The organism is Micromonospora sp. LOL_015 (assembly GCF_048060275.1).
In the GTDB taxonomy this organism is placed as follows: domain Bacteria; phylum Actinomycetota; class Actinomycetes; order Mycobacteriales; family Micromonosporaceae; genus Micromonospora_E.
The window spans coordinates 35,225-54,201 of the sequence record NZ_JBHMIO010000025.1 but is presented as its reverse complement, the minus strand read 5'-3'; the positions used below and the strand labels follow the sequence as shown (position 1 = coordinate 54,201).

The following is an 18,977-nucleotide window of genomic DNA, read 5'->3' as shown; positions in this document are numbered from 1 at the left end:
CAGCAGCTGCGTCAGTGGCTGCGGGACAGGCTGATCGCGAAGCGGCCGGCCGGGTCGGTCCACCAGTGGGTCAGCTCGAAACCGGCGGCGGCCAGCTCGGCGGTAACCCCGGCCCGGCGGAACTTCGCCGACACCTCGGTCCGGATCTCCTCGCCGGCGGTGAAGCTCACCGGCAGGTCGAGATCGGCCACGTACACCTGCGTGTCCCGGTCGGCACGCAGCCGCATTTCGATCCACTCCCGGTCGGTGTCCCAGAGCGCGACGTGCCGGAACGCCGCCGGGTCGAAGCCGGCGCCGAGCTGCTGGTTCAGTACGCGCAGCACGTTACGGTTGAACTCGCCGGTCACCCCCTGGCTGTCGTCGTAGGCGGCGACCAGGGTGGCCGGGTCCTTGACCAGGTCGGTGCCGAGCAGCAGCCAGCCGCCGGCGCCGAGCGCCCCGCGCAGCGCGGCCAGGAACTCGGCACGTTCGTCCGGCACCAGGTTGCCGATGGTGCCGCCGAGGAACGCGACGAGCCGGTCGTCGCCGGCCGGGATCCGCCCGAGGTGGCGGGTGAAGTCGCCGACGATCGCGTGCACCGGCAGACCCGGGTAGTCCCGGTCGATGGCGGTGGCGGCGTCGCGCAGTGCCGCCTCGGAGACGTCCAGCGGCACGAACAGGTCGAGGCTGCCCTGCCGGCGCAGCGCGTCGAGCAGCAGCCGGGTCTTCTCCGACGAACCGGAGCCGAGCTCGACCAGGGTCCGGGCCCGGGTGACGGCGGCGATGTCGTCGGCGTGGGCAGCCAACGCGGCCCGCTCGGCCCGGGTCGGGTAGTACTCCGGCAGGGTGGTGATGCGTTCGAACAGTTCGCTGCCGTACTTGTCGTAGAACCACTTCGGGGGCAGCCATTTCGGGTCGGCGGTGAGTCCGGCGCGGGCGTCGGTCCGCAGCGCGTGCCGCTGGTCGGCGTCGGTCAGCTCGATGTCGATCCGCACAGATCCTCCACGGTGTAGGTGTGCCGGTCGGCGACGACGAGCCGGCGGTCGGCGACCGGGCGCCAGGCCGGGTCGTCGTCGGACGGTTCGGAGGCGATGATCAGCCGCTCCGGCCCGGCGAGGACGGACAGGGAATGGCCGACGGCGCTGGCCCAGGCCCGTTCGCCGTCGGTGAGCAGCAGGTTGAGCCGGGACGCCGGGGCGGCGGCCAGGACGCCGGTGACGGTGTCGGTGATCGCCGTACCCGGGTCGGCGCCGGACCGCAGCCGGTGCCGCAGCAGCGCCCACAGCAGCGCCGAGTCGGTCGGCGCGTCGAGGGTGAGCAAATCGGTCACCGGCAGGGCGGCGGCCAGGACGGCGACGCTGTCCGGCCAGCCGGCCACCACCCCGTTGTGGCTGAACAGCCAGCTTCCGTCGGTGAACGGCGCGCAGGCCGTCTCGGCGAACGGCATCCCGGGGGTAGCCGAGCGGACCGCGGCCAGCACCGCGCCGGCGGCGGTGGCCCGACCCAGCTCGACCAGGCCGGGATCGGCCCAGATCGGCCCGGCCCGCCGGTAGCGGACCGGACCGGTCGGGGTGTACCAGCCGACGCCGAAACCGTCGACGTTGACCGTGCCGCCGCCGCGCATGTCCCGGGGCGCCCAGGACTGGCGGTACAGGCCGTACGGCGGCTCGACCAGCAGCTGCGTCAGGCTGACCGGCGGGCCAAGGTAGAGCTGGTGGCGGCACACTAGGCGGTCTCGCCGGGGTGCGGGTCACGAGCGGTGCGGAAACCGCTGAAGATCTGCCGCCGGATCGGGTAGTCCCAGTTGCGGAAGGTGCCCCGGCAGGCGGCACGGTCGGTGCCGAACGAACCGCCGCGCAGCACCCGGTAGTCGCGGCCGAAGAAGACCTCCGAGTATTCACGGTACGGGAACGCCGCGAAGCCGGGATAGCCGGTGAACCAGGTGCCGGTCCATTCCCACACGTCGCCGATCAGCTGGTGCACGCCGGCCGGTGACGCGCCGGCCGGGTAGGCGCCGACCGGTGCCGGGTGCAGGTGCCGCTGGCCCAGGTTGGCGTGCTCGGGGCCGGGGTCGTCGTCGCCCCACGGGTAGCGGCGGGACCGGCCGGTCACCGGGTCGAACCGGGCCGCCTTTTCCCATTCGGCTTCGGTGGGCAGCCGGCGGCCGGCCCAACTGGCGTACGCCTGCGCCTCGTACCAGCCGACGTGCACCACCGGCTCGTCGGGCACGATCGCCGACCGCCGGCCGAACCGGGTGTAGCTGCCGTCACCGTGCCAGTGCGCCGGCCCGCTGAGCCGGGCCTGCAGCCGGTGGGCCCAGCCCTCGGTGCTCCACCACCGCTCGTCGTGGTAGCCGCCGTCGTCGATGAACTGCTGGTACCGGGCGTTGCTGACCGGCGCGCGGTCGATGAAGAAGGCGGGTACGTCGACGGTGTGCGCCGGGCGTTCGTTGTCCAGCGCCCACGGCTCGGTGGAGGTGCCCATGGTGAACGGTCCGGCCGGGATCAGCGCCTCACCCTCGACGGGTCCGGCCGTGGCTGGCGGCGTCGGCGCGCCGGTGAGCACCGGCGGGCCGGCCCGCAGCTGGTGGGTGGCGAGCATCGTCTCGTCGTGCTGCTGCTCGTGCTGCACGATCATGCCGAAGGCGAAGCCCTGCTCGACCAGCCGGCGGCCGTCGAACGTCACCGTGTCGAGCAGGTCGAGGACCTTGTCCCGGACGGTACGGGTGTACGCGCGCGCCTCGGTCGGGTCCAGCAGCGGCAACGCCGGACGGTCGGCGCGGGCGTGTCTGAACGCGTCGTACAGGTGGTCGATGTCGGCACGGACCGGTTCCCGGCCGCCGACGTCGCGGACCAGCCACAGCTCCTCCTGGTTGCCGATGTGCGCCAGGTCCCAGATCAGGGGCGACATCAGCCGGGAGTGCTGCCGGACGAGGTCGTCGTCGTCGACCGGGTCGGTCAGGGCGCTGCTGCGCCGCCGGGCCCGGTCGAGGTCGGCGGCGAGCGCGGTACGCAGGTCGGACACGGTGGGGTCGTAGGCTGTCTCGGTCACCTGGTTCCTCCCCAGGGGTAGGTTCGCTGGTGCAGCCGTCGGCGCAGGGCGCGCACCACGGTGCTGGTCGTCTCGTCGGGCAGGCCGGTGTCGGTCAGGCGTTCGCAGGCCAGCTCGGCCAGCGAGTGGGCGGCCGCCGCGACGACCGGATCGGCGAGCCCGTCGCGGGCGGCGGGCAGCCAGCGGTCGGCCGCGTCCATCACCGTCGACGTCGCGGTCCGCAGGGTCTCGTCGCGGGCGAACAGCGCGGCCAGCACCGCCGCCGGGACGATCCACTCGCCGTCCGGCTGCGCGTCGAGGTAGCGCAGCTCCAGGTAGCCACGCGGGCGGACCGGCGGAAACATGGTGCTCAGATGCAGGTCGAGGTCGGCGTAGGTCGGCGGTCGGGGCGTGCCTGTGCGGATCCACTCGCCGAAGGTCGCCGGCCCCGGCAGCCGCCAGCCGGTGGGCTCGTCGACGAACAGCGGTGGCGTGTCCAGCACCCGCCGGGTCCAGTCGGCGACCGGGTCGGCCGGCCGCACGCCGGCGGTCGGGTCGGCCGGTGCGGCGGTGCGGACCGGGTCGAGGGTCAGCCAGGTCGCCATCCGGCTCGACGCCCAGCCGGTGCGCCGGCCGGCCCGCGTCGGCGAGTTGGCGAACAGGGCGATCAGCGGCGGACCGAGCAGGTGCGCCGCCGACCAGCGCAGCGAGAGCTGTCGATCGCTCCCGGTGTCCAGGCAGACCTGCAGGCCGGCGGTGCCGCACATCATGTCGGCACCGGCCCGGCCCTGCCGGGCGAACGCCGCCGCCATCGCCGTGTAGCGGCGGTTGCGCAGAATCTGCCGGGGCGGCCGGAACGGATCGCATCCGGTGCGACCGAGTCGCAGGCCGGCCCGGTCGAGTCGGCGGGTCAGCGCGACGACGTCGGCCGACGCGACCTGGTGCAACGTGGTGAGGGATTCCGTCGGCGGGGTGGAGATCTCCACCTGCCCGCCGGGTTCGACCGTTACCAGTCCGCCGTGTGGGAGCGGGTCGTGCGGGCTGGTGGGGCGTAGTGTCCGCGGGGCGTGGCCACCGAGGGCAGTCGCGAGGTCGGCGGGGTCGAGAGGTCTGGCGGGTTGGTCTCGGTAGTGAACGGTCCATTCGAGTTCGACGCCGATCCGCCGGGGTGGGCCGGTCTTGAAGCAGATCCGGGTGATGTAGCCGGCGGCGGCGGTCGGATCGACGATGGCGGTACTGGCCGGGACGTCGGCCACGACGCTCGGACCGGCCGACTCCGCAGACTCGGCGGTCACCGGTAGCACGTCGGGCGGATGGGCGGATGGCGGATGGGCGGATGGCGGATGGGGAGCCTTGGTCATCTCGTCTCCTCCAGTGAATGATCGATCGCGGGTAGCGATCGATCTTCGCTACCGTATCGTCACCGTCCGACATTTGCCGAGACACCGGCGGTCTGCGGGGCAGGCGGCGGGAGACGTTTCCTCTTCCGCAATCCGGCGGTCACCTGCGGATTCGCCTCACCCAGGGGGCATGATCGCCGCCGGACAGGGTACCGGCACGGTCGGCGCCGACCGGAGGGGAGCCAACGTGACCGACGGGGCAAGGACCGATGATGACCAGGTGGTGATGCGGGCGGCCCGGGCCGCCCACGCCCACGCCGACGCGACCACCCAGACCGCCCGGTTCCTGGACCGGGTCGGCGCGGTCCCCGACCCGGCGGTGATCGCCGAGTACGCGGCGCTGCTGGCCCGGGAGGAGTCGACCCGCGACGAGCGGGCCGACGCGCTCCGCGACGCCGGGCTGGACGTGCCGAGCCTGGACACCGACGCGGCGTGACGCCATCCTGATCAGCGCTGCCGCACGGTGGTCGAGCACGCCGCTGTGAAGTTCAGCGACGGTACGCGTCCCGGCGGTGATCTACGTCGAGGACATGTACCTCGCGGTGCTTGTCGTCGGGGCCGTCTCGGGGGTGCAGATGCGGCCGGTTGAGGTCTTCTCCGACTCGGCCGCGACCGCCTTCGGACCGAGGAATGGGGCGTTCAAGGCCTTGTCGGTGAGGGTGAACCCGGGACGGACGATGTTCGTCAGGATGCCGTGCCGGGCTTCCCGCACGGCGAGCACTCGCGCGGCGGTCTCGAGCGCCCCCTTCGCCGTGGCGTAGGCGAGCGGGCCAGCCATGGGTTGCTCGACGATGTCTGTCGACACGGCGACGATGCGTCCCCAGCCGGCGGCGCGCATGGCCGGTAGGGCCGCGTCGATCAGCGCCACGGGGCCGACCGTGTTGACGGCCAGCGACGTGGTGAGGCCGCCGATTTCATCGGCGTCGAAGGCGGGCCACTGTACGGCGTTGGCGACCAGGACGGAGATCGGCCCGAGCCGCGTGGTGACCTGCTCGACGACGCCCTGCGCGGCGGCGAGGTCGCCGTGGTCCAGGTGGACGGGGCAGGCGTCGCCGCCGGCCTGCGCGATGGCGTTGACGACCTCTGCGGCGGCGGCGCGGTTGGTGTGCCAGGACACCGCCACGGAGGCTCCTTCGGCGGCCAGATGCCGGGCGGCGGCGCCGGAAGCGCCGGTGACCAGGGCGACCTTGTTCAACAGACCGGTTTCCATCACAACTCCATAGCCGGCTATAAGTTAGCCGACCATGAAGCATGATCGGGCCGTTCGTCAACTCGTACACTCTCCAGGTGGAACTCTCGGACGTCCTGGCGACCAACAAAGCCCTGGTCAAGGTGGCCAAGCTGTACCGGAGCGCGCAGGCCGACGTACTGGCCGGGCTCGCCCTGCACCCGGGGCAGGACGTCCTACTGTGGATCCTCGGGCAGGAGCCCGACGGCCTGACGGTCTCCGAGGTCGCCGCCCGGCTCGGCGTGGAGCAGCCGACGGTGACGCGCAGCCTCAGCCGTCTCGAACACGGCGGCTGGTTCGTCCGGGAATCCGTCCCGGGCGACCGGCGCCTCACCCGAATCGTGCTGACCGACAAGGGCCGGACCGGCATTTCGCAGATCGAAGCGGCTTGGCGCACCCTCGCCGAGACCGCGACCGCCGGAATGGCCGACGATCAACGAACGACCTTGGTCGAACTGCTCGACAAGGTACGCGGGAACCTGCGCACCCTCGCCGCCGAAACCGACTGAGGTACGGTCAGCCGATCGACACCACCATGCCGCACACGCGCGCCGCGCTCGCCGACGACCTGACCTCACTCGGGATACGACGCGGGTCGGTACTGCTCGTGCACTCGTCACTCAAGGCGCTCGGCTGGGTCTGCGGCGGCCCGGTCACGGTGGTCCAGGCGCTGCTCGACGCGCTGGGTCCGAACGGCACGCTGGTGGTGCCGACCCACACGCCGGACAACACCGACCCCGCCAGCTGGCGCAACCCGCCCGTACCGGAGTCGTGGTGGCCGGTGATCCGCACCCACACGCCCGGATTCGATCCTGCGGTGACGCCGAGCCGCCGGATGGGTGCCATCGTGGAGACCACTCGTACCTGGCCGGGCGTGCGACGCAGCGACCACCCGCAGGTGTCGTTCGCGGCGCTCGGCCCGCTCGCCGACGCTGTGGTGGGCGGGCACCGACTCGACGAGATGCTGGGCGAACACTCCCCCGTCGGCGCCGTCTACCGACTCGACGGCGACGTGCTGCTGCTGGGCGTCGGGCATCACAGCAACACCTCGTTGCACCTGGCCGAATACCGGCTGCCGGATCCGCCGCGCAAGCAGGAAGGCGCGGCCGTACGCACTCCGGCCGGCCGCGCCTGGACACACTGGCAGGACGTCGCCACCGACGAAAGCGACTTCGACCAGGTGGGTGCCGCTTTCGAGACCACCGGCGGCGTGTCGATCGGGCAGGTCGGCGCGGCCGAATGCCGGCTGATGCGCCAACGCCCGCTGGTCGACTTCGCCGTGGATTGGCTCGCCGCCCATCGGACGACCCGCTAGCCACAGCGTCGGCCGCTGACCGATCGTCGCGTTGGCGACGCGTCAGCCGTGGGTCCAACGCGAGGGTACGGGGAGGACTGGAGCGTCTACGCACTTGTCGCCTTCGGGGAACGGATCGCGGACGCGCTCGAAGCGTGACCTTTGTCTTCGACGACACCGTCACCCATAAGGCGTGGAACCACGGCACCAGCGACCGCGTCGTGCTTCTGTTTGACTTCGCCCGTCCCGGCTACGATGACATGCCGCAGGACGTCAGCGTCACCTCGACGTCGAACCGGCCGGCTGGTCGCCCATAAGTTCATGGCGGTCGCGTCGCAAGCCGGAGTTGTATTCCGCGAACGACAATATGGTTTCCGGCGAGCATCCATCGGAGATCCATGAGGGCGCAGCTAAGGAACCCCGGTCACCTAGCGCGGGTGGCCGGGGTTCCCGGGGGACGTTGCTGGAAGCGGGTCAGGGGGTGGCGCTGGTGTCCTTGGTCGACGCGACGAACGACGACCAGGCGGCCGGGCCGAAGGTCAACGTACCGCCGGCACGGTCCTTGGTGTCGCGCACCAGGACCCGACCGGGAAGGTTGTCGGCCACCTCGACACAGCTGTTTCCGCCGTTGGCCGATCGGCTGGACTTCCGCCAGCGCGGTTCACTTGCGCTCATCGATCATCCTCAGCATCAGATCCCGGGACTGCACCACCGGCAGCGCGAGTCCGTCCACGGATTCCCAGGCTAGTTCCAGCTCGGTCACATCGCCATGGCTGGACACCACGGTGCCCTTCAACTGATTGTCCAGGTAGCCGCAGCGCCGGCCGTCCGGCAGGTTGGCGATCACGAACGCGCCGCCGAGACCGAGGTGTAGCCCGGCGTCGTCCGGCAGCACCCGGATTTTGACCGACGGACGGTGGCCGAGGTCCACCAGGTGGCCCAGTTGCTTCGTCATCACCTCGCGGGGGCCACGGCTGAGGGCGAACTCGTTGACGATCGCCGAGATCACCACCGGGTTGTCCCGGCCCAGCGTCGCGGCCTGTCGCTCCAGCCGGGTGCGCACCAGGTCGTCGACGCGCCCGTCGTTCATCGTGGAGGTCGCCAACACCGCCCGCATGTAGCCCTCGGTCTGGAGCAGTCCGGGGACGAGCAGCGGCTCGTAGCTGCGCAGCAGCAGCGCCCGTCGCTCGTGCTCGACCCACGGACGCATCCACGGGTAGCGGTCCTCCCGTGCCTCGGCCGACAACTTGGCGAACTTGTCATCGGTGCCGAACACCCGGTCCAGGTTGGTGGCGGTGTCGGCCTGCGGGATGTGCCGCCCCGACTCGAATCCCGCGATGAGCGACTTGGACACCCGCAGCGCGGCACCAAGCTGGCTCTGATTCATCCCCCCGGCGATGCGAAGTCGCCGGATCTCGACGCTAAGTTCACTCACGTTGGATCACCCCGGTGTCGTGATGTGGTGGTTGTCCGCCGGGGGCCATCTTCCACTGATCGGGACAGATAGTCCAGGATGGAACAGAAACTCGTGCAGATTCCTTAGCTGTGCAGAAATTCCAACGGTCGAATTGATCAACAAAGCAGATGCCGTCGAACCACGAGAAAACGACCCCCGGGGGGATGATCCCCGAGGGTCGTTCACCTTTCGTACGATGATGATCAGAAACGGCCCCAGTCGTCGGCGGCCGGGCGCCACACGTCGATGTTGCGCGGGTCGACGGCCATCCGCCGGGCCCGGTGCGTGGCGTGCTCCTCCGGGGTGAACACCCGGTGCCGGTCACACAGCTCGTAGCGCGGCCCGTGCTTCGGGTCGTGCATGTAGAACGCGATCGACGTCGACGCCGAGTGGTTGACCAGGTCGGAGGCGATCGGCACCTTCTTGTACTGGGCCCGCGCGCGGCCGCGCATCACATGGTCGAAGCTCTTCATCTTGAAGCACAGGTGCGCGACGTAGAACTCCTTGTTGCGCTGCAGCGCCAGGCTGTGGTGGTAGCGGTCCTCGCAGCGCAGGAAGACGGTGACGTCGCCGACGTAGTCGCTGGGCAGGAAGCCCAGCACCTTGGTGTAGAAGTCGAGCGACTCCTCGTACTTGTCGGTGGCCAGGAACGGGTGCACCAGGTCGACCGGGCGCAGCTCGATCAACGGCGGTTCGGCGTACTCGACGAACTCGGTGAACAGTTCGACGATCAGCCCGTTGGGATCGCGTACGGCGAATCCGCGCTGACACAGGCCCTTCATCCGCTCGTGCAGTTCAAGCACCTCGTGGCCGGCGGCGACGACCCGCTCCCGCAGGTCGTCGAGGACCTCGTCGGACTCGACGCTGAACCCGACCGCGGTGGTCCACGACTCGGTGCGGTGCGGCGCGGCGATCAGCTCGATGCTGTGGTGCTCGATGTCGGCGCGCAGGAACGCGTACTCGTCGTCGTGCTGCTCCAACTGCAGCCCGACGTGGTACTGCAGGAACTCGATGGAGGCGGCCAGATCCGGCACCTCGATCCGGGCGTACTCCATGCCGTAGGGCCCGCGACGGCGGGTGGCGGCCTCGGTGGACATCTGCGACCCCTTCATGGTGAATTACGCGTCCCCGGCGGTGGGGAGGCTGACGATGACCTGGCGTTGCACGACCGGGCGCCAGCGTTCCCGGACGAACCGCTCGTGCGACTCGCTGTGCAGGTAGTCGAGCAGGTCCTGCTCGGTGGCGAACTCCACGACGAAGCCGTGCGTCATGGTGGTGTCCCGGGTGCTGACGTTGACCCCGCTGCGCCAGTTGCGCATCGCCGGGTACTTGCTCGGGAAGGTGTCCAGCTCGGCGAGGACCGACTCGGCGACACCGGGCGGCAGGTCGTCGCGGAACTTGAACGCCAGCATGTGGGTGATCACGACGGCGGACCCTTCTACAGGATGAAGCTGAGTCGGGCGCCGGGGTCCATCGACTCCATCACCGGGATGGAGCGGCGAACCCGGAAACGCAGGCCGTCGTCGTCGACCTTGAGCACGTGCTCGTAGCGGCCCACGTAGGTGTAGGCGCCGCCGTCGCGGTAGCGGTGGATGAGAAAGTTGGCGCTGATCCACACCGTCTCCGCGCCGGCCTCCAGCAGGATCACGTTGGAGACCATCCGGTGGGTACGTGAGTGCGGGTTCTCGGCGTGCGCCTTGCGGCTCTTGAGCCGCTTCACCCGGGCCCGGATCAGGTCGTAGTCGTCGCAGACGAAGAACCCGGCGGTGGTGGCGTCCCAGCCGGCCCAGTCGGTGGTCGGCACCTCCATCCGGCCGTCCGGCTCGAACATGGTGAACCACTCGTCGAGGCGCCACTCGTCGAGCAGCTGCGCCTCCCGGTAGAGGAAGTCCTCCACATCGGCCCGGGTCACCTCACGGGCCCCCACGTTGAGCACTGCTCCGCTGGTCGTCGCGGACATCGGGTCACTCCTTCCCGCTGGTGGTGGGCGCGGCGGAGCCGGCGGTGGCTGCGGATCCGGCGGCGAGGACGGTGGACGGGCCGGGGGCGCCGGGGTCGGCCGGCGGGTCACCGGCGACGGCGGTGGTCGCCCCGACCCGGTCGGCCCAGTGCCGCCAGAAGCTGCGCATCGCACCCTCGTCGATGGATCGGCCCTGGTTGCCCTGCTTCTCGTTGGCCATGCCGCGGGACATGTCGGACCAGTCGTGGGCCGGGTCGGCCGAGTCGGCGGTGGCGACGATGCCGCGCTGCACCGCCTCGTACGCCTCGATGTCGTCCGGGGTGGCCAGGCCGCCGGGGCCGACGAAGCTGACCATGGTCTTGATCCGCAGCGCCCGGACCGACTCCGGCTCACCGGTCTCGACGAACTGCCAGGCCCGCACGTCGGTACGGTCCGGGGCGACCGGTTCAAGCTGGCGGATGGTCAGCGCTTCCAGGTCGAACAGCAGCAGGTTCGGGAAGACGAAGAGGATCCGGCTGGCGTCGGCGATCTCGGCGGCGAGCTCCGGCCCGAGCCGGGCGATCATCTCGTTGCGCTTGGCGACGGTACGGGCCTTCTCCTCGTCGCCGAAGCGCGGCTCCCAGACCATGCCGATCCGGCCGTTGTGGCCGGTGAGCACCAGCAGCCCGTGTCCGCCGCCGAGGTCGTAGGCGTACTGGTCGTCGTCGGTGACCGCGAAGCCGGTCTCCCGCAGGTAGCCGACGAAGGTGTTGTGGGTCGGCGCGAAGTGGTAGCCGTCCATGGCGTTCTCGACGGCGAGCTTCCAGTTGCCCTTGACGCTGTAGAGCTGCACGCCGGGCAGGGTCTGCATGCCGTGCGCGCCGATCTTGGCGGTCAGCGACATGTAGTGCGCGGCCGGGCCGAGGTGGGTGAGCAGATCGGGCACGTCGGGGTCGAACGCGACGAAGACGAAGCCCTCGTGGATCTGCAGCCGGGGCACCTGGCGCAGCCGCATCGACTCGCGGAAGCCGGGGTCGTCGGGGTAGCTCTCGTCGCCGGGCAGCGCGGCCAGGTCACCGGAGTTGCTGAACGCCCAGGCGTGGTAGAAGCACTGGAAGAACTTGGTGTTGCCCTCGTTGTGCCGGCACAGGATGGTGCCGCGGTGGGTGCAGGCGTTGAGGAAGACCTTGACCTCGCCGGCGGAGTCGCGGCAGAAGATCAGCGGCCGGCCGCCGAGGGTGCGGGTCTTGAAGTCGCCGGCGTTGGGGATCTCGGTCTCGTGGCCGAGATAGAGCCAGGTGTGGCCCCAGATCTTGGCGATCTCGTCGCGGAACACACCCGGGTCGCGGTACGCCGAGCGGTGCACCCGGAAGCGCATCGCCTCCCAGTCCTCGTCGATCAGCGCGCCACCGTCGGCTCCGCCGAGCGGTCGCACCGGCGTCTGCTGCGTCATCACCCCACCGCCCTCTTTCGTCCCGTCCGCCCGCCTCGGCGGCGCTACGTCATGCGAGACAGTGTCTCGCACTCCGATGCTGCTATCAGAGCCCTCCACCTGTCAAGAGCAGGGCATCTTCCGTGATCGGGTTACTCACTGTTAACAGGGGAGCAACACGTTCCTGCGGGTTCGCCGGAAAAGATCCGGTCATCCACCCGTCACCCCCGGCCCACCAGCGGCACGCACCGCCGCGCGCCCTGCGCCCGCCGGCCGGGTACCCCTTCCGGAGGAACCGATGCTCCAGCCGCACCAGGGACCGATCGCCGGCGCCCACTACCTGCCGACCACCCCCGAGACCTGCCTGTGGGGCCGGCTGCCCAACCGCGGCCACGCCCCGGTGCTACGGGTGCGCTCCGGCGAGACCGTGACCATCGACACCCTCAGCCACGAAGGCATCCTCGAAGACCAGGGCCGCGACCCGGTGGGCTACCTCAAGCAGTACGACGTACCCGCCGATCAGGTCCTCACCGACTCCCGCGACCTGGCCGCCTCCGACATCGCCCACGACTACGACGACGACGGCCCGCACGTGGTCACCGGCCCGATCACCGTCGACGGCGCACAGCCCGGCGACCTGCTCCGGGTCGACGTGCTCGACCTCACGATCCGGGCCCCGTACGGCTTTGTCAGCAGCCGGCACGGCTACGGCGCGCTGCCCGGCGAGTTCCCGCTCACCCCGGTCGACACCGGGCCCGACAGCGACCCCCGCGCCTACGGCAGCGTCTGCCACTTCACCGAGGTCGTCTCCAGCGGCGGCCGGCTCTACGGCGTACTGCCGTTCGGTGCCGGCCGGGCCGCCCGGTTTCCGCTCGCGCCGTTCCTCGGCCTGATGGGGGTCGCCGTCGACACCGACGAGATGGTGCACTCGGTGCCGCCCGGCGGGCACGGCGGCAACCTGGACATCAACGAACTGCAGGTCGGCTCCAGCCTCTACCTGCCGGTGCAACTGCCCGGTGCCGGCTTCTACGCCGGTGACCCGCACTACGCCCAGGGCGACGGCGAGGTGGCGCTCACCGCGCTGGAGGCACCGCTGCGGGCCACTTTGCGGCTAAGCGTCATCCCGGCGGCGCAGGCCGCCCTGCTGGTCGGCGCCGGGGAGGCCCCGCTGGCCGAGACCGACACCCACTGGATCCCGGTCGGCCTGGACGCCGACCTGAACGAGGCGATGCGCCGGGCGGTCCGGGCCGCGGTCAACTTCCTCGCCCGCACCCGGGGCATGCCCCGCGACACCGCCCTGGCCTACCTGAGCGCCGCCGCAGACTTCGAGGTCAGCCAGGTCGTCGACGCGGTCAAGGGCGTGCACTGCCTGATCCGCAAGGCCGACTTCCCGCCCCAGAACTGACCATACCTGCGCGTCGCGGCACCTCGGCACTCCCGTCCGTGACGTATGGTCGGCGCGCTCTGTTCCGACGCCGACCGGGGTCACCGGCGCCGACCGGCTACCAAAGACCGACCAGGGCTGGCCACCTAGCCGACGGCGAGCACCTCGGCCCGGCGTGGGGCACTGGCCATCGCACCTGGCCGGGTGACCGTCACCGCCGCCGCCCGGCTCGCCCAGCGGGCCGCGTCGTCGATCGCCGCACCGTCGAGCAGCGCGTCGGCCAGCGCCGCGCAGAACGTGTCCCCGGCACCGGTGGCGTCCACCGCGTCGACCTGCTCGGCCGGCACGACATGCTCCCGGTCGGCGGTCACCACCAGGGCACCGTCGACGCCGAGGGTCACCACCACCGGCCCCCGGGTGCGCAGCGACCGGGCCATCGCGGCCAGCGCGGCGACATCGCCGGTCCCGCCACCGGACACCGACGAGTCGGCACCGGCCAGCGCCGTGAGTTCACCCCGGTTGGGCACCAGCACGTCGACCCGGGCCAGCGTCGCCGCGTCGATCGGCCGGGCCGGTGCCGGGTTCACCACGACCAGGCCGCGGGCGGCGGCCACCGCTGCGGCCACCACCGCCGCGTCGACCTCCTGCTGCAGCAGTACGGCCGCGGCGTCGCCGACCAGGTCGGCGTACGGCCGCAGGTGCTCCGGGGCGAGCCACATGTTGGCCCCGGAACTGACCGCGATGGTGCTGTCGCCGTCGGCGGTGACCAGCACGATCGCCTGCCCGGTGGGGCGGGGTGCGCGCAGCACCGCCGAGGTGTCGACGCCTTCGGCGGACAGCAGCCCGGTCAGCCACTCCCCCTCGGGGTCTTCGCCGACCGCGCCGACCATGGCCACCGACCGGCCCAGTCGGGCGGCGGCCACCGCCTGGTTGGCGCCCTTGCCGCCGCCGGCCCGGGAATGGTCGGCGGCGCTGAGCACCGTCTGCCCGGCGGCGGGCAGTTCGTCGAGGGGCACCACCACGTCGACGTTGAGGCTGCCCACCACCACGATGTCGGTCATCGGCTCACCCCTGAGCGGTGGCGGGACGCCAGGCGTGCGCCAGGAAGTCGGCGCGCGGCGGGGCGAACACGTCCAGGTTGATACACGGCCCTTCGGTCGGCTCGACGTAGTGCTCGGCGCCACGCGGCACCAGCAGCATCGACCCCGCGCTCATGTCGTGCGGCACCCCGTCTACGTAGTAGTTGCATCGGCCGCCGAGGATCATCACCAGCTGGTCGAAGTCGTCGTGCGTGTGCGGGTTGAGGTCCATCCCGACGGCGAGTTCGTGCCAGGCGAGCACCACCTCGTCGGTGGCGTACACCTTGCGTCGCACGCCGGGGCGTACGTCGGTGGCAGGGATGTCGTCCCAGTTGACCGAGGTGCGGTAGAGCTGCGGGTTCAGCACGTCCGAACTCCCTTCGAGGGCTGGCTCAATTGTCGGTGGCGAGATGGCGCAGGCCGGCACCGAGCAACTGCAGGTCGGAGCCGGCGACCAGGTAGCCGGCCCCGGCCAGTCCGTACCGGCGCAGTGTCTGGTCGGTCGCGGCCGGTGCCCACCCACCCAGGGTGGCCCCGGCGGCGCGGGCGGCGTCGGCGATCTCACCGACCCGGCGCAGCAGCGGTGCCTGGTCGTCGGTGGTGGCCAGGCCGAGGCTGACCGCCAGGTCGGTGGTGCCGGCGAACGCCACGTCGACGCTGGAGCTGCCGTCCGGGCCGGTCAGCAGGTCGGGCAGCGGGTTGTCGGTGTCGGCGGTCTCGATCTGGGCGACCAGCAGCGGCGGGTCGGCTGCCTCGGCGGCCAGGTAGGCGTCCAGCCCGCCGGACCCGTAGCCGGCGGCCGGGTGGGCGAGGCTGATGCTGCGCCGGCCGACCGGCGCGTACCGCACGGCGGCGTGCAGCGCGGCGACCTGCGCGCGGGCGCGTACGGTGGACAGCTGAACCCCGGCGGCTCCGGCCTCCAGCAGCCGGTTGACCTGCGCCGGGTCGACCGCTGCCAGCCGGACCAGGGCCGGCAGGCCGAGCAGTGCGGCGTGCCGCAGCTGCCCGGCGGCGGTCCGCTCGTCCAACCCGGAGTGCTCCAGGTCGACCACGACGAAGTCGAAGCCGGCCTGGGCGGCCAGCTCGACCGCGTCGGTGCCGGGCAGTTTCAGGAAGGTGCCGACCACCCGCCGGCCGCGCCGCAGCCGCTCGCGCAGCGCGGCCCGGCCGGTGTGCACCCCGGTGCGCATCAGTGTCCGCCCTCAGCTGGCCCGGCCGGCGGCACCGGCCTGGTCGGCGGGCAGGCCACGCCACGGTACGGTCGGCACCCGCTCGCCGGCCAGCAGCACCACTTCCGGCTCCAGCCGGGGGGCGGTGATCTGGTTGCCGGCCGCGTCGGGCAGCACCGCCTCGTCGGCGTCGGCGAGCACGGTGACGTGCGCCGGGCCGCCTTCGACGAGGCTGCCGTAGCCTTCGGCGTACAGGCCGGTGAGCCGGGCCGGGGCGCTGGTCACCCGGGGCACGATCTGCTCCATGGTCATGCCCAGCGCGCGCAGCTTGGCCATGCTGGTGACCAGGTCGAACACCGGGCCGCGCCAGTTGCGGGCCGAGGTGTCCGAGGTGATCACGTCCGGGTAGAAGCCCTGCGCGATCGCCGGTTCGGCCACCTTGAAGCTGAGGTTGCTCTTGCCGTGCGCCGACTCGAACAGCACACCGCGCTCACGGGCGGCGTACACCTCGGGCAGCACGGTGCCGTCGGCCAGGATGCCGTACGGCTTGCCGGTGTAGCAGTGCGCGACGACGTCGCCGGGGCGCAGCATCTCCAGCACGGCCGGCAACGGCTCCGGGGTCTCCCCGATGTGGATCATCAACGGCAGGCCGGCCTCGGCGGACAGCTCCAGCGAACGCTTGAGCAGCGGCCGCCAGTTGTGCCCGACGACGTCCTCGGAGAGCCGGATCTTGAAGCCGCGGACCCGGTGCGGGTTGGCGGCGGCGACCGCGAGCGCGTCCTCGGGGACCAGGGTGTCCGGGTTCATCAGCTCGCCGAACCGGAAGTCGATCAGCCCGAGCACGCTGACGTTGAGGAAGTTGACCAGCCGCAGCTTCGCCGGGGCGGCGACGTACCGCTCGAAGGCGGCGAAGGTGGACGCGCCGACGGTGCCGGCGTCGCAGGCGGCGACGACGCCCCGGTGCAGGTGCGCCTCGTCCGGCGGGGCACCCACCTTGGACACCTCGGCGAAGATGTGGGTGTGTCCCTCGACCAGGCCGGGCAGCACGTACCGGCCGGCGCAGTCGACCACCTCGCGGGCGTCGGCGGCCAGGCCGGGGGCGATGCGGGCGATCCGGTCGCCGGTCACCGCGACGTCGGCGACCTGGCTGGCGCCGGTGGCGGAGTCGAAGACCTCACCGCCGGCCAGCACCAGGTCGTACCGGGAAGGATTCTCAGTCATCAGTCAGCGGACTTTCTGTGCGAAGGAGGGGACGGCGCCACCGCGTCGAGGGTTTCATCGGAGGTCTCAGCGGGATCACCGTCGGGGGTTTCAGCGCAGAACCGGGTACGCAGCGGCAGCACCCCGCCGACCGAGACCTCGACCAGGTCGCCGGGGCGCAGGAAGCAGCCCCGGTCCTGGCCGGTGCCGGCCGGGGTACCGGTGAGCACCACGTCGCCCGGTTCCAGGACCACGTACCGGGTGATCCAGGCGAGCAGCTGCGGCACCGGGAAGATCAGGTCGGCGATGGTGGCCTGCTGGCGCACCTCACCGTTGACGGTGGTCCGCACCTCGATGGCGTCGCGGTCGGCGACGGCGGCGATGTCCAGCACCGACGTGCCCAGCGCGCCGAATCCGGGGAAGCTCTTGGCCAGCGTCGGGTTGGCCGAGGCGGTCATCACGTCCCGGGCGGTCAGGTCGTTTGCGGCGGTGATCGCGGCGACGTGCGACCAGGCCTGGTCGGCCGGCGTACGGTGCATCCGGGCCCCGATGACCAGCGCGATCTCGCCTTCGTAGTCGGGTTGGGCGCTGATCGAGCTGGGCAGCGCCACGGTGGCGTCCGGGCCGGAGCCGGCGCTGGCCGACTTGAGGTAGAGCACCGGTTCGGTGGGGACGGCCCGGCCGGCTGCCCGCGCCTTGCAGTGGTAGTTGAGGCCGACTCCCCACACCGCCCTGGTACTGCCCAGCGGGGCGACCAGCTCGGCGGTGACGCTGGCCAGCGGCAGCCGGTCGCGGGCCGGGGCGTCGGCGGCCGGGGTCAGGCCGGCACCGGCCCGCAGCAGCTCGGCGACGTCGCGGTACGGCAGGTCGAGCAGCTCGGCGGTGCCGTCGCCGCAGATCCGGGCCAGACCGCGCCGGGTGGCGAGCAGTTGCAGTCCGGTCGGGGCGCTCACGCGGCGTCCGAGGAGTGGCCGGGCACGGTGCTCAGCGCCGGGTTGACCAGCGGTGCCAGGTTGTTGACGGCGGCGGCGGCCTCGCCGAAGCCGACCGAGATCAGCCGCACCTTGCCCGGGTAGTCGGTGACGTCCCCGGCGGCGTAGACCCGGGGCAGGTTGGTCCGCATCGACCGGTCCACGGTGATGTGCCGTTTGGTCATCTCCAGCCCCCACTGCTGCATCGGGCCGAGGTCGGCGATGAAGCCGAGGGCGGCCACCACCGCCTGGGCGGGCAGCTCCTCGCGCCCGTCGCCGCGTACCTCGCTGATCGTGACGGAGGTGAGCTGCGGGTCGCCGGCGATGCCGCTGACCTCGTACGGGGTGACCACCCGAACGGTGGAGGCGTGCAACTGCTCGACGCTGCGTTCGTGGGCGCGGAACTGCGGCCGGCGGTGCACCAGGGTGACGTTGGCGGCGTACGGCTCCAGGGCCAGCGCCCAGTCGACGGCGGAGTCGCCGCCGCCGACCACGACGACCTGCTGTCCGGCGAGTTCTTCCAGCCGGGGCACGAAGTAGCGCAGTCCACGGCCGAGGTAGTCGCTGCCGACCGGCAGCTCGCGCGGGGTGAAGGTGCCGATCCCGGCGGTCAGCAGGACCGCCCTGGCGCGTACCCGGCTGCCGGTGTCGGTGCCGATCTGCACGTGGTCGGTGGCGTTGGTCAGCTCCACGGCGCTCTCGCCCAGCAGGAAGGTGGGTTTGGCGGTGGCGGCCTGGGTGAGCAGGTCGTCGACGAGCTGCTGGCCTTTGATCGCTGGCAGGCCGGCGATGTCGTAGATGTCCTTCTCAGGATAGAGAGCGGCGATCTGTCCGCCCGGTTCGGGCAGCGAGTCGATGATCGCAACGCTCATCCCACGGAAGCCGGCGTAGTAGGCGGCGTACAGGCCGGCCGGGCCGGCGCCGATGATGGCCAGGTCGACGTCGTGTTCGGCGGTCATGAGTCGGTGCTCCCGGCGACGGCCGGGTGGTCGCGACCGACCCGGCCGATCTTGCGTGCGCCGCCGGGGGCGCCGAGATCGCTGAAGAACTCGGCGTTGATCGGGCCGAAATGTGCCTGGTCGGCCGGCAGGTCGTCCAGGTGGAAGATCGAGGTGACCGGGCAGACCGGTTCGCACCGGCCGCACTCGACGCACTCGTCGGGGTTGATGTACATCATCCGGTCGCCCTCGTAGATGCAGTCCACGGGGCATTCCTCGACGCAGGAGCGGTCCTGTACGTCCACGCATTCGTCGGTGACCACGTAGGTCATCGGTCCTCCCGCATCAGTGGGCCTCTCGCCGTTCTGCTCGCGCCTCGCGCCTCTGCGACCTGCGGTTATCTGGTTGGACAGCGGCGTCGTTGATGTGACGTCACGCTAGAGACCCCACCCTGGCTATGTCAACATGCGAGACGTCA

Annotated in this window: 23 protein-coding genes; 5 read left to right on the top strand and 18 right to left on the bottom strand. The window is 71.5% G+C overall.

Annotation, left to right across the window (positions count from 1 at the left end; all coding sequences use genetic code 11):
• Positions 1 to 11: 11 nt before the first annotated feature.
• The 4 genes from egtD to ACFHWU_RS19715 are packed head-to-tail and all read right to left on the bottom strand — an operon-like array spanning position 12 to position 4,370.
• Positions 12 to 974: an L-histidine N(alpha)-methyltransferase gene (gene egtD / locus ACFHWU_RS19730; RefSeq protein ID WP_416591230.1), complete on the bottom strand. Its 963-nt coding sequence runs from the start codon at positions 972 to 974 to the stop codon at positions 12 to 14.
• Positions 953 to 1,705 (bottom strand): ergothioneine biosynthesis protein EgtC, encoded by a 753-nt coding sequence (egtC, locus tag ACFHWU_RS19725; protein ID WP_416591229.1) that lies wholly within the window; start codon positions 1,703 to 1,705, stop codon positions 953 to 955. The genes egtD and egtC overlap by 22 nt, the downstream gene beginning before the upstream one ends.
• On the bottom strand, positions 1,705 to 3,030 hold the full coding sequence (gene egtB, locus ACFHWU_RS19720; protein ID WP_416591228.1) for an ergothioneine biosynthesis protein EgtB: 1,326 nt from the start codon (positions 3,028 to 3,030) through the stop codon (positions 1,705 to 1,707). The genes egtC and egtB overlap by 1 nt, the downstream gene beginning before the upstream one ends.
• A complete protein-coding gene (locus ACFHWU_RS19715) occupies positions 3,027 to 4,370 on the bottom strand; it encodes a glutamate-cysteine ligase family protein (protein WP_416591227.1) in 1,344 nt (447 codons plus the stop codon). The genes egtB and ACFHWU_RS19715 overlap by 4 nt, the downstream gene beginning before the upstream one ends.
• A 226-nt stretch (positions 4,371 to 4,596) precedes the next feature.
• Here ACFHWU_RS19715 and ACFHWU_RS19710 point away from each other — a divergent pair, with 226 nt between their 5' ends.
• Positions 4,597 to 4,845, top strand: a complete 249-nt coding sequence (locus ACFHWU_RS19710) for a hypothetical protein (RefSeq protein ID WP_416591226.1) — start codon at positions 4,597 to 4,599, stop codon at positions 4,843 to 4,845.
• Between the two features lie 81 nt (positions 4,846 to 4,926).
• Here ACFHWU_RS19710 and ACFHWU_RS19705 read toward each other — a convergent pair whose 3' ends face one another.
• Positions 4,927 to 5,619 carry an SDR family NAD(P)-dependent oxidoreductase gene (locus tag ACFHWU_RS19705; RefSeq protein ID WP_416591225.1) on the bottom strand — a complete coding sequence of 231 codons (693 nt, stop codon included), beginning with the start codon at positions 5,617 to 5,619 and terminating at the stop codon, positions 4,927 to 4,929.
• Between the two features lie 77 nt (positions 5,620 to 5,696).
• Between ACFHWU_RS19705 and ACFHWU_RS19700 the strand changes: the two genes are divergently transcribed.
• The 3 genes from ACFHWU_RS19700 (at position 5,697) to ACFHWU_RS19690 (ending at position 7,248) form a co-directional block, all read left to right on the top strand.
• Entirely contained in the window at positions 5,697 to 6,146 is a 450-nt protein-coding gene (locus ACFHWU_RS19700) for a MarR family winged helix-turn-helix transcriptional regulator (RefSeq protein WP_416591224.1), read from the top strand.
• 26 nt (positions 6,147 to 6,172) lie between these two features.
• Entirely contained in the window at positions 6,173 to 6,952 is a 780-nt protein-coding gene (locus ACFHWU_RS19695; protein WP_416591223.1) for an aminoglycoside N(3)-acetyltransferase, read from the top strand.
• Between the two features lie 134 nt (positions 6,953 to 7,086).
• The gene (locus tag ACFHWU_RS19690) at positions 7,087 to 7,248 is read left to right on the top strand and encodes an aspartyl/asparaginyl beta-hydroxylase domain-containing protein (RefSeq protein ID WP_416591222.1); all 162 of its coding nucleotides are present in this window, start codon (positions 7,087 to 7,089) and stop codon (positions 7,246 to 7,248) included.
• Between the two features lie 157 nt (positions 7,249 to 7,405).
• On the opposite strand, the gene ACFHWU_RS19685 is transcribed toward ACFHWU_RS19690, so the two are convergent.
• From ACFHWU_RS19685 to ACFHWU_RS19660, 6 genes are all read right to left on the bottom strand, one after another.
• Positions 7,406 to 7,606 carry a DUF397 domain-containing protein gene (locus ACFHWU_RS19685; protein WP_416591221.1) on the bottom strand — a complete coding sequence of 67 codons (201 nt, stop codon included), beginning with the start codon at positions 7,604 to 7,606 and terminating at the stop codon, positions 7,406 to 7,408.
• Complete coding sequence (locus ACFHWU_RS19680; protein ID WP_416591220.1) at positions 7,593 to 8,366, bottom strand: helix-turn-helix domain-containing protein; 774 nt, start codon at positions 8,364 to 8,366, stop codon at positions 7,593 to 7,595. The genes ACFHWU_RS19685 and ACFHWU_RS19680 overlap by 14 nt, the downstream gene beginning before the upstream one ends.
• 224 nt (positions 8,367 to 8,590) lie before the next feature.
• Complete coding sequence (locus ACFHWU_RS19675) at positions 8,591 to 9,484, bottom strand: VOC family protein (protein ID WP_281551083.1); 894 nt, start codon at positions 9,482 to 9,484, stop codon at positions 8,591 to 8,593.
• Between the two features lie 21 nt (positions 9,485 to 9,505).
• Positions 9,506 to 9,811, bottom strand: coding sequence for a Dabb family protein (locus tag ACFHWU_RS19670; RefSeq protein WP_416591219.1), 306 nt, complete (start codon positions 9,809 to 9,811; stop codon positions 9,506 to 9,508).
• A 14-nt stretch (positions 9,812 to 9,825) separates the two neighbouring features.
• The gene (locus ACFHWU_RS19665; protein ID WP_416552607.1) at positions 9,826 to 10,347 is read right to left on the bottom strand and encodes an aromatic-ring-hydroxylating dioxygenase subunit beta; all 522 of its coding nucleotides are present in this window, start codon (positions 10,345 to 10,347) and stop codon (positions 9,826 to 9,828) included.
• 4 nt (positions 10,348 to 10,351) lie between these two features.
• Complete coding sequence (locus tag ACFHWU_RS19660) at positions 10,352 to 11,779, bottom strand: aromatic ring-hydroxylating oxygenase subunit alpha (RefSeq protein WP_416591218.1); 1,428 nt, start codon at positions 11,777 to 11,779, stop codon at positions 10,352 to 10,354.
• Positions 11,780 to 12,056: 277 nt separating this feature from the next.
• Here ACFHWU_RS19660 and ACFHWU_RS19655 point away from each other — a divergent pair, with 277 nt between their 5' ends.
• The gene (locus ACFHWU_RS19655) at positions 12,057 to 13,163 is read left to right on the top strand and encodes an acetamidase/formamidase family protein (protein ID WP_416552603.1); all 1,107 of its coding nucleotides are present in this window, start codon (positions 12,057 to 12,059) and stop codon (positions 13,161 to 13,163) included.
• Positions 13,164 to 13,288: 125 nt separating this feature from the next.
• Here the strand turns inward: ACFHWU_RS19655 and ACFHWU_RS19650 are convergent, their stop codons facing one another.
• From ACFHWU_RS19650 to fdxA, 7 genes are read right to left on the bottom strand one after another with little or no spacing between them, the layout of a single operon-like run.
• Positions 13,289 to 14,203: a ribokinase gene (locus ACFHWU_RS19650; RefSeq protein ID WP_416552601.1), complete on the bottom strand. Its 915-nt coding sequence runs from the start codon at positions 14,201 to 14,203 to the stop codon at positions 13,289 to 13,291.
• A gap of 4 nt (positions 14,204 to 14,207) precedes the next feature.
• A complete protein-coding gene (locus ACFHWU_RS19645; protein WP_416591217.1) occupies positions 14,208 to 14,588 on the bottom strand; it encodes a cupin domain-containing protein in 381 nt (126 codons plus the stop codon).
• 25 nt (positions 14,589 to 14,613) lie between these two features.
• Positions 14,614 to 15,411, bottom strand: a complete 798-nt coding sequence (locus ACFHWU_RS19640) for an aldolase/citrate lyase family protein (protein ID WP_416552597.1) — start codon at positions 15,409 to 15,411, stop codon at positions 14,614 to 14,616.
• 12 nt (positions 15,412 to 15,423) lie between these two features.
• On the bottom strand, positions 15,424 to 16,611 hold the full coding sequence (locus ACFHWU_RS19635) for a hypothetical protein (RefSeq protein ID WP_416591216.1): 1,188 nt from the start codon (positions 16,609 to 16,611) through the stop codon (positions 15,424 to 15,426).
• Positions 16,611 to 17,543, bottom strand: coding sequence for a fumarylacetoacetate hydrolase family protein (locus ACFHWU_RS19630; protein WP_416591215.1), 933 nt, complete (start codon positions 17,541 to 17,543; stop codon positions 16,611 to 16,613). Before ACFHWU_RS19630 ends, ACFHWU_RS19635 begins: the two co-directional genes overlap by 1 nt.
• A complete protein-coding gene (locus tag ACFHWU_RS19625; RefSeq protein ID WP_416552591.1) occupies positions 17,540 to 18,520 on the bottom strand; it encodes an NAD(P)/FAD-dependent oxidoreductase in 981 nt (326 codons plus the stop codon). Before ACFHWU_RS19625 ends, ACFHWU_RS19630 begins: the two co-directional genes overlap by 4 nt.
• Positions 18,517 to 18,831 (bottom strand): ferredoxin, encoded by a 315-nt coding sequence (gene fdxA / locus ACFHWU_RS19620; protein ID WP_416552589.1) that lies wholly within the window; start codon positions 18,829 to 18,831, stop codon positions 18,517 to 18,519. The genes ACFHWU_RS19625 and fdxA overlap by 4 nt, the downstream gene beginning before the upstream one ends.
• Positions 18,832 to 18,977 lie beyond the last annotated feature (146 nt).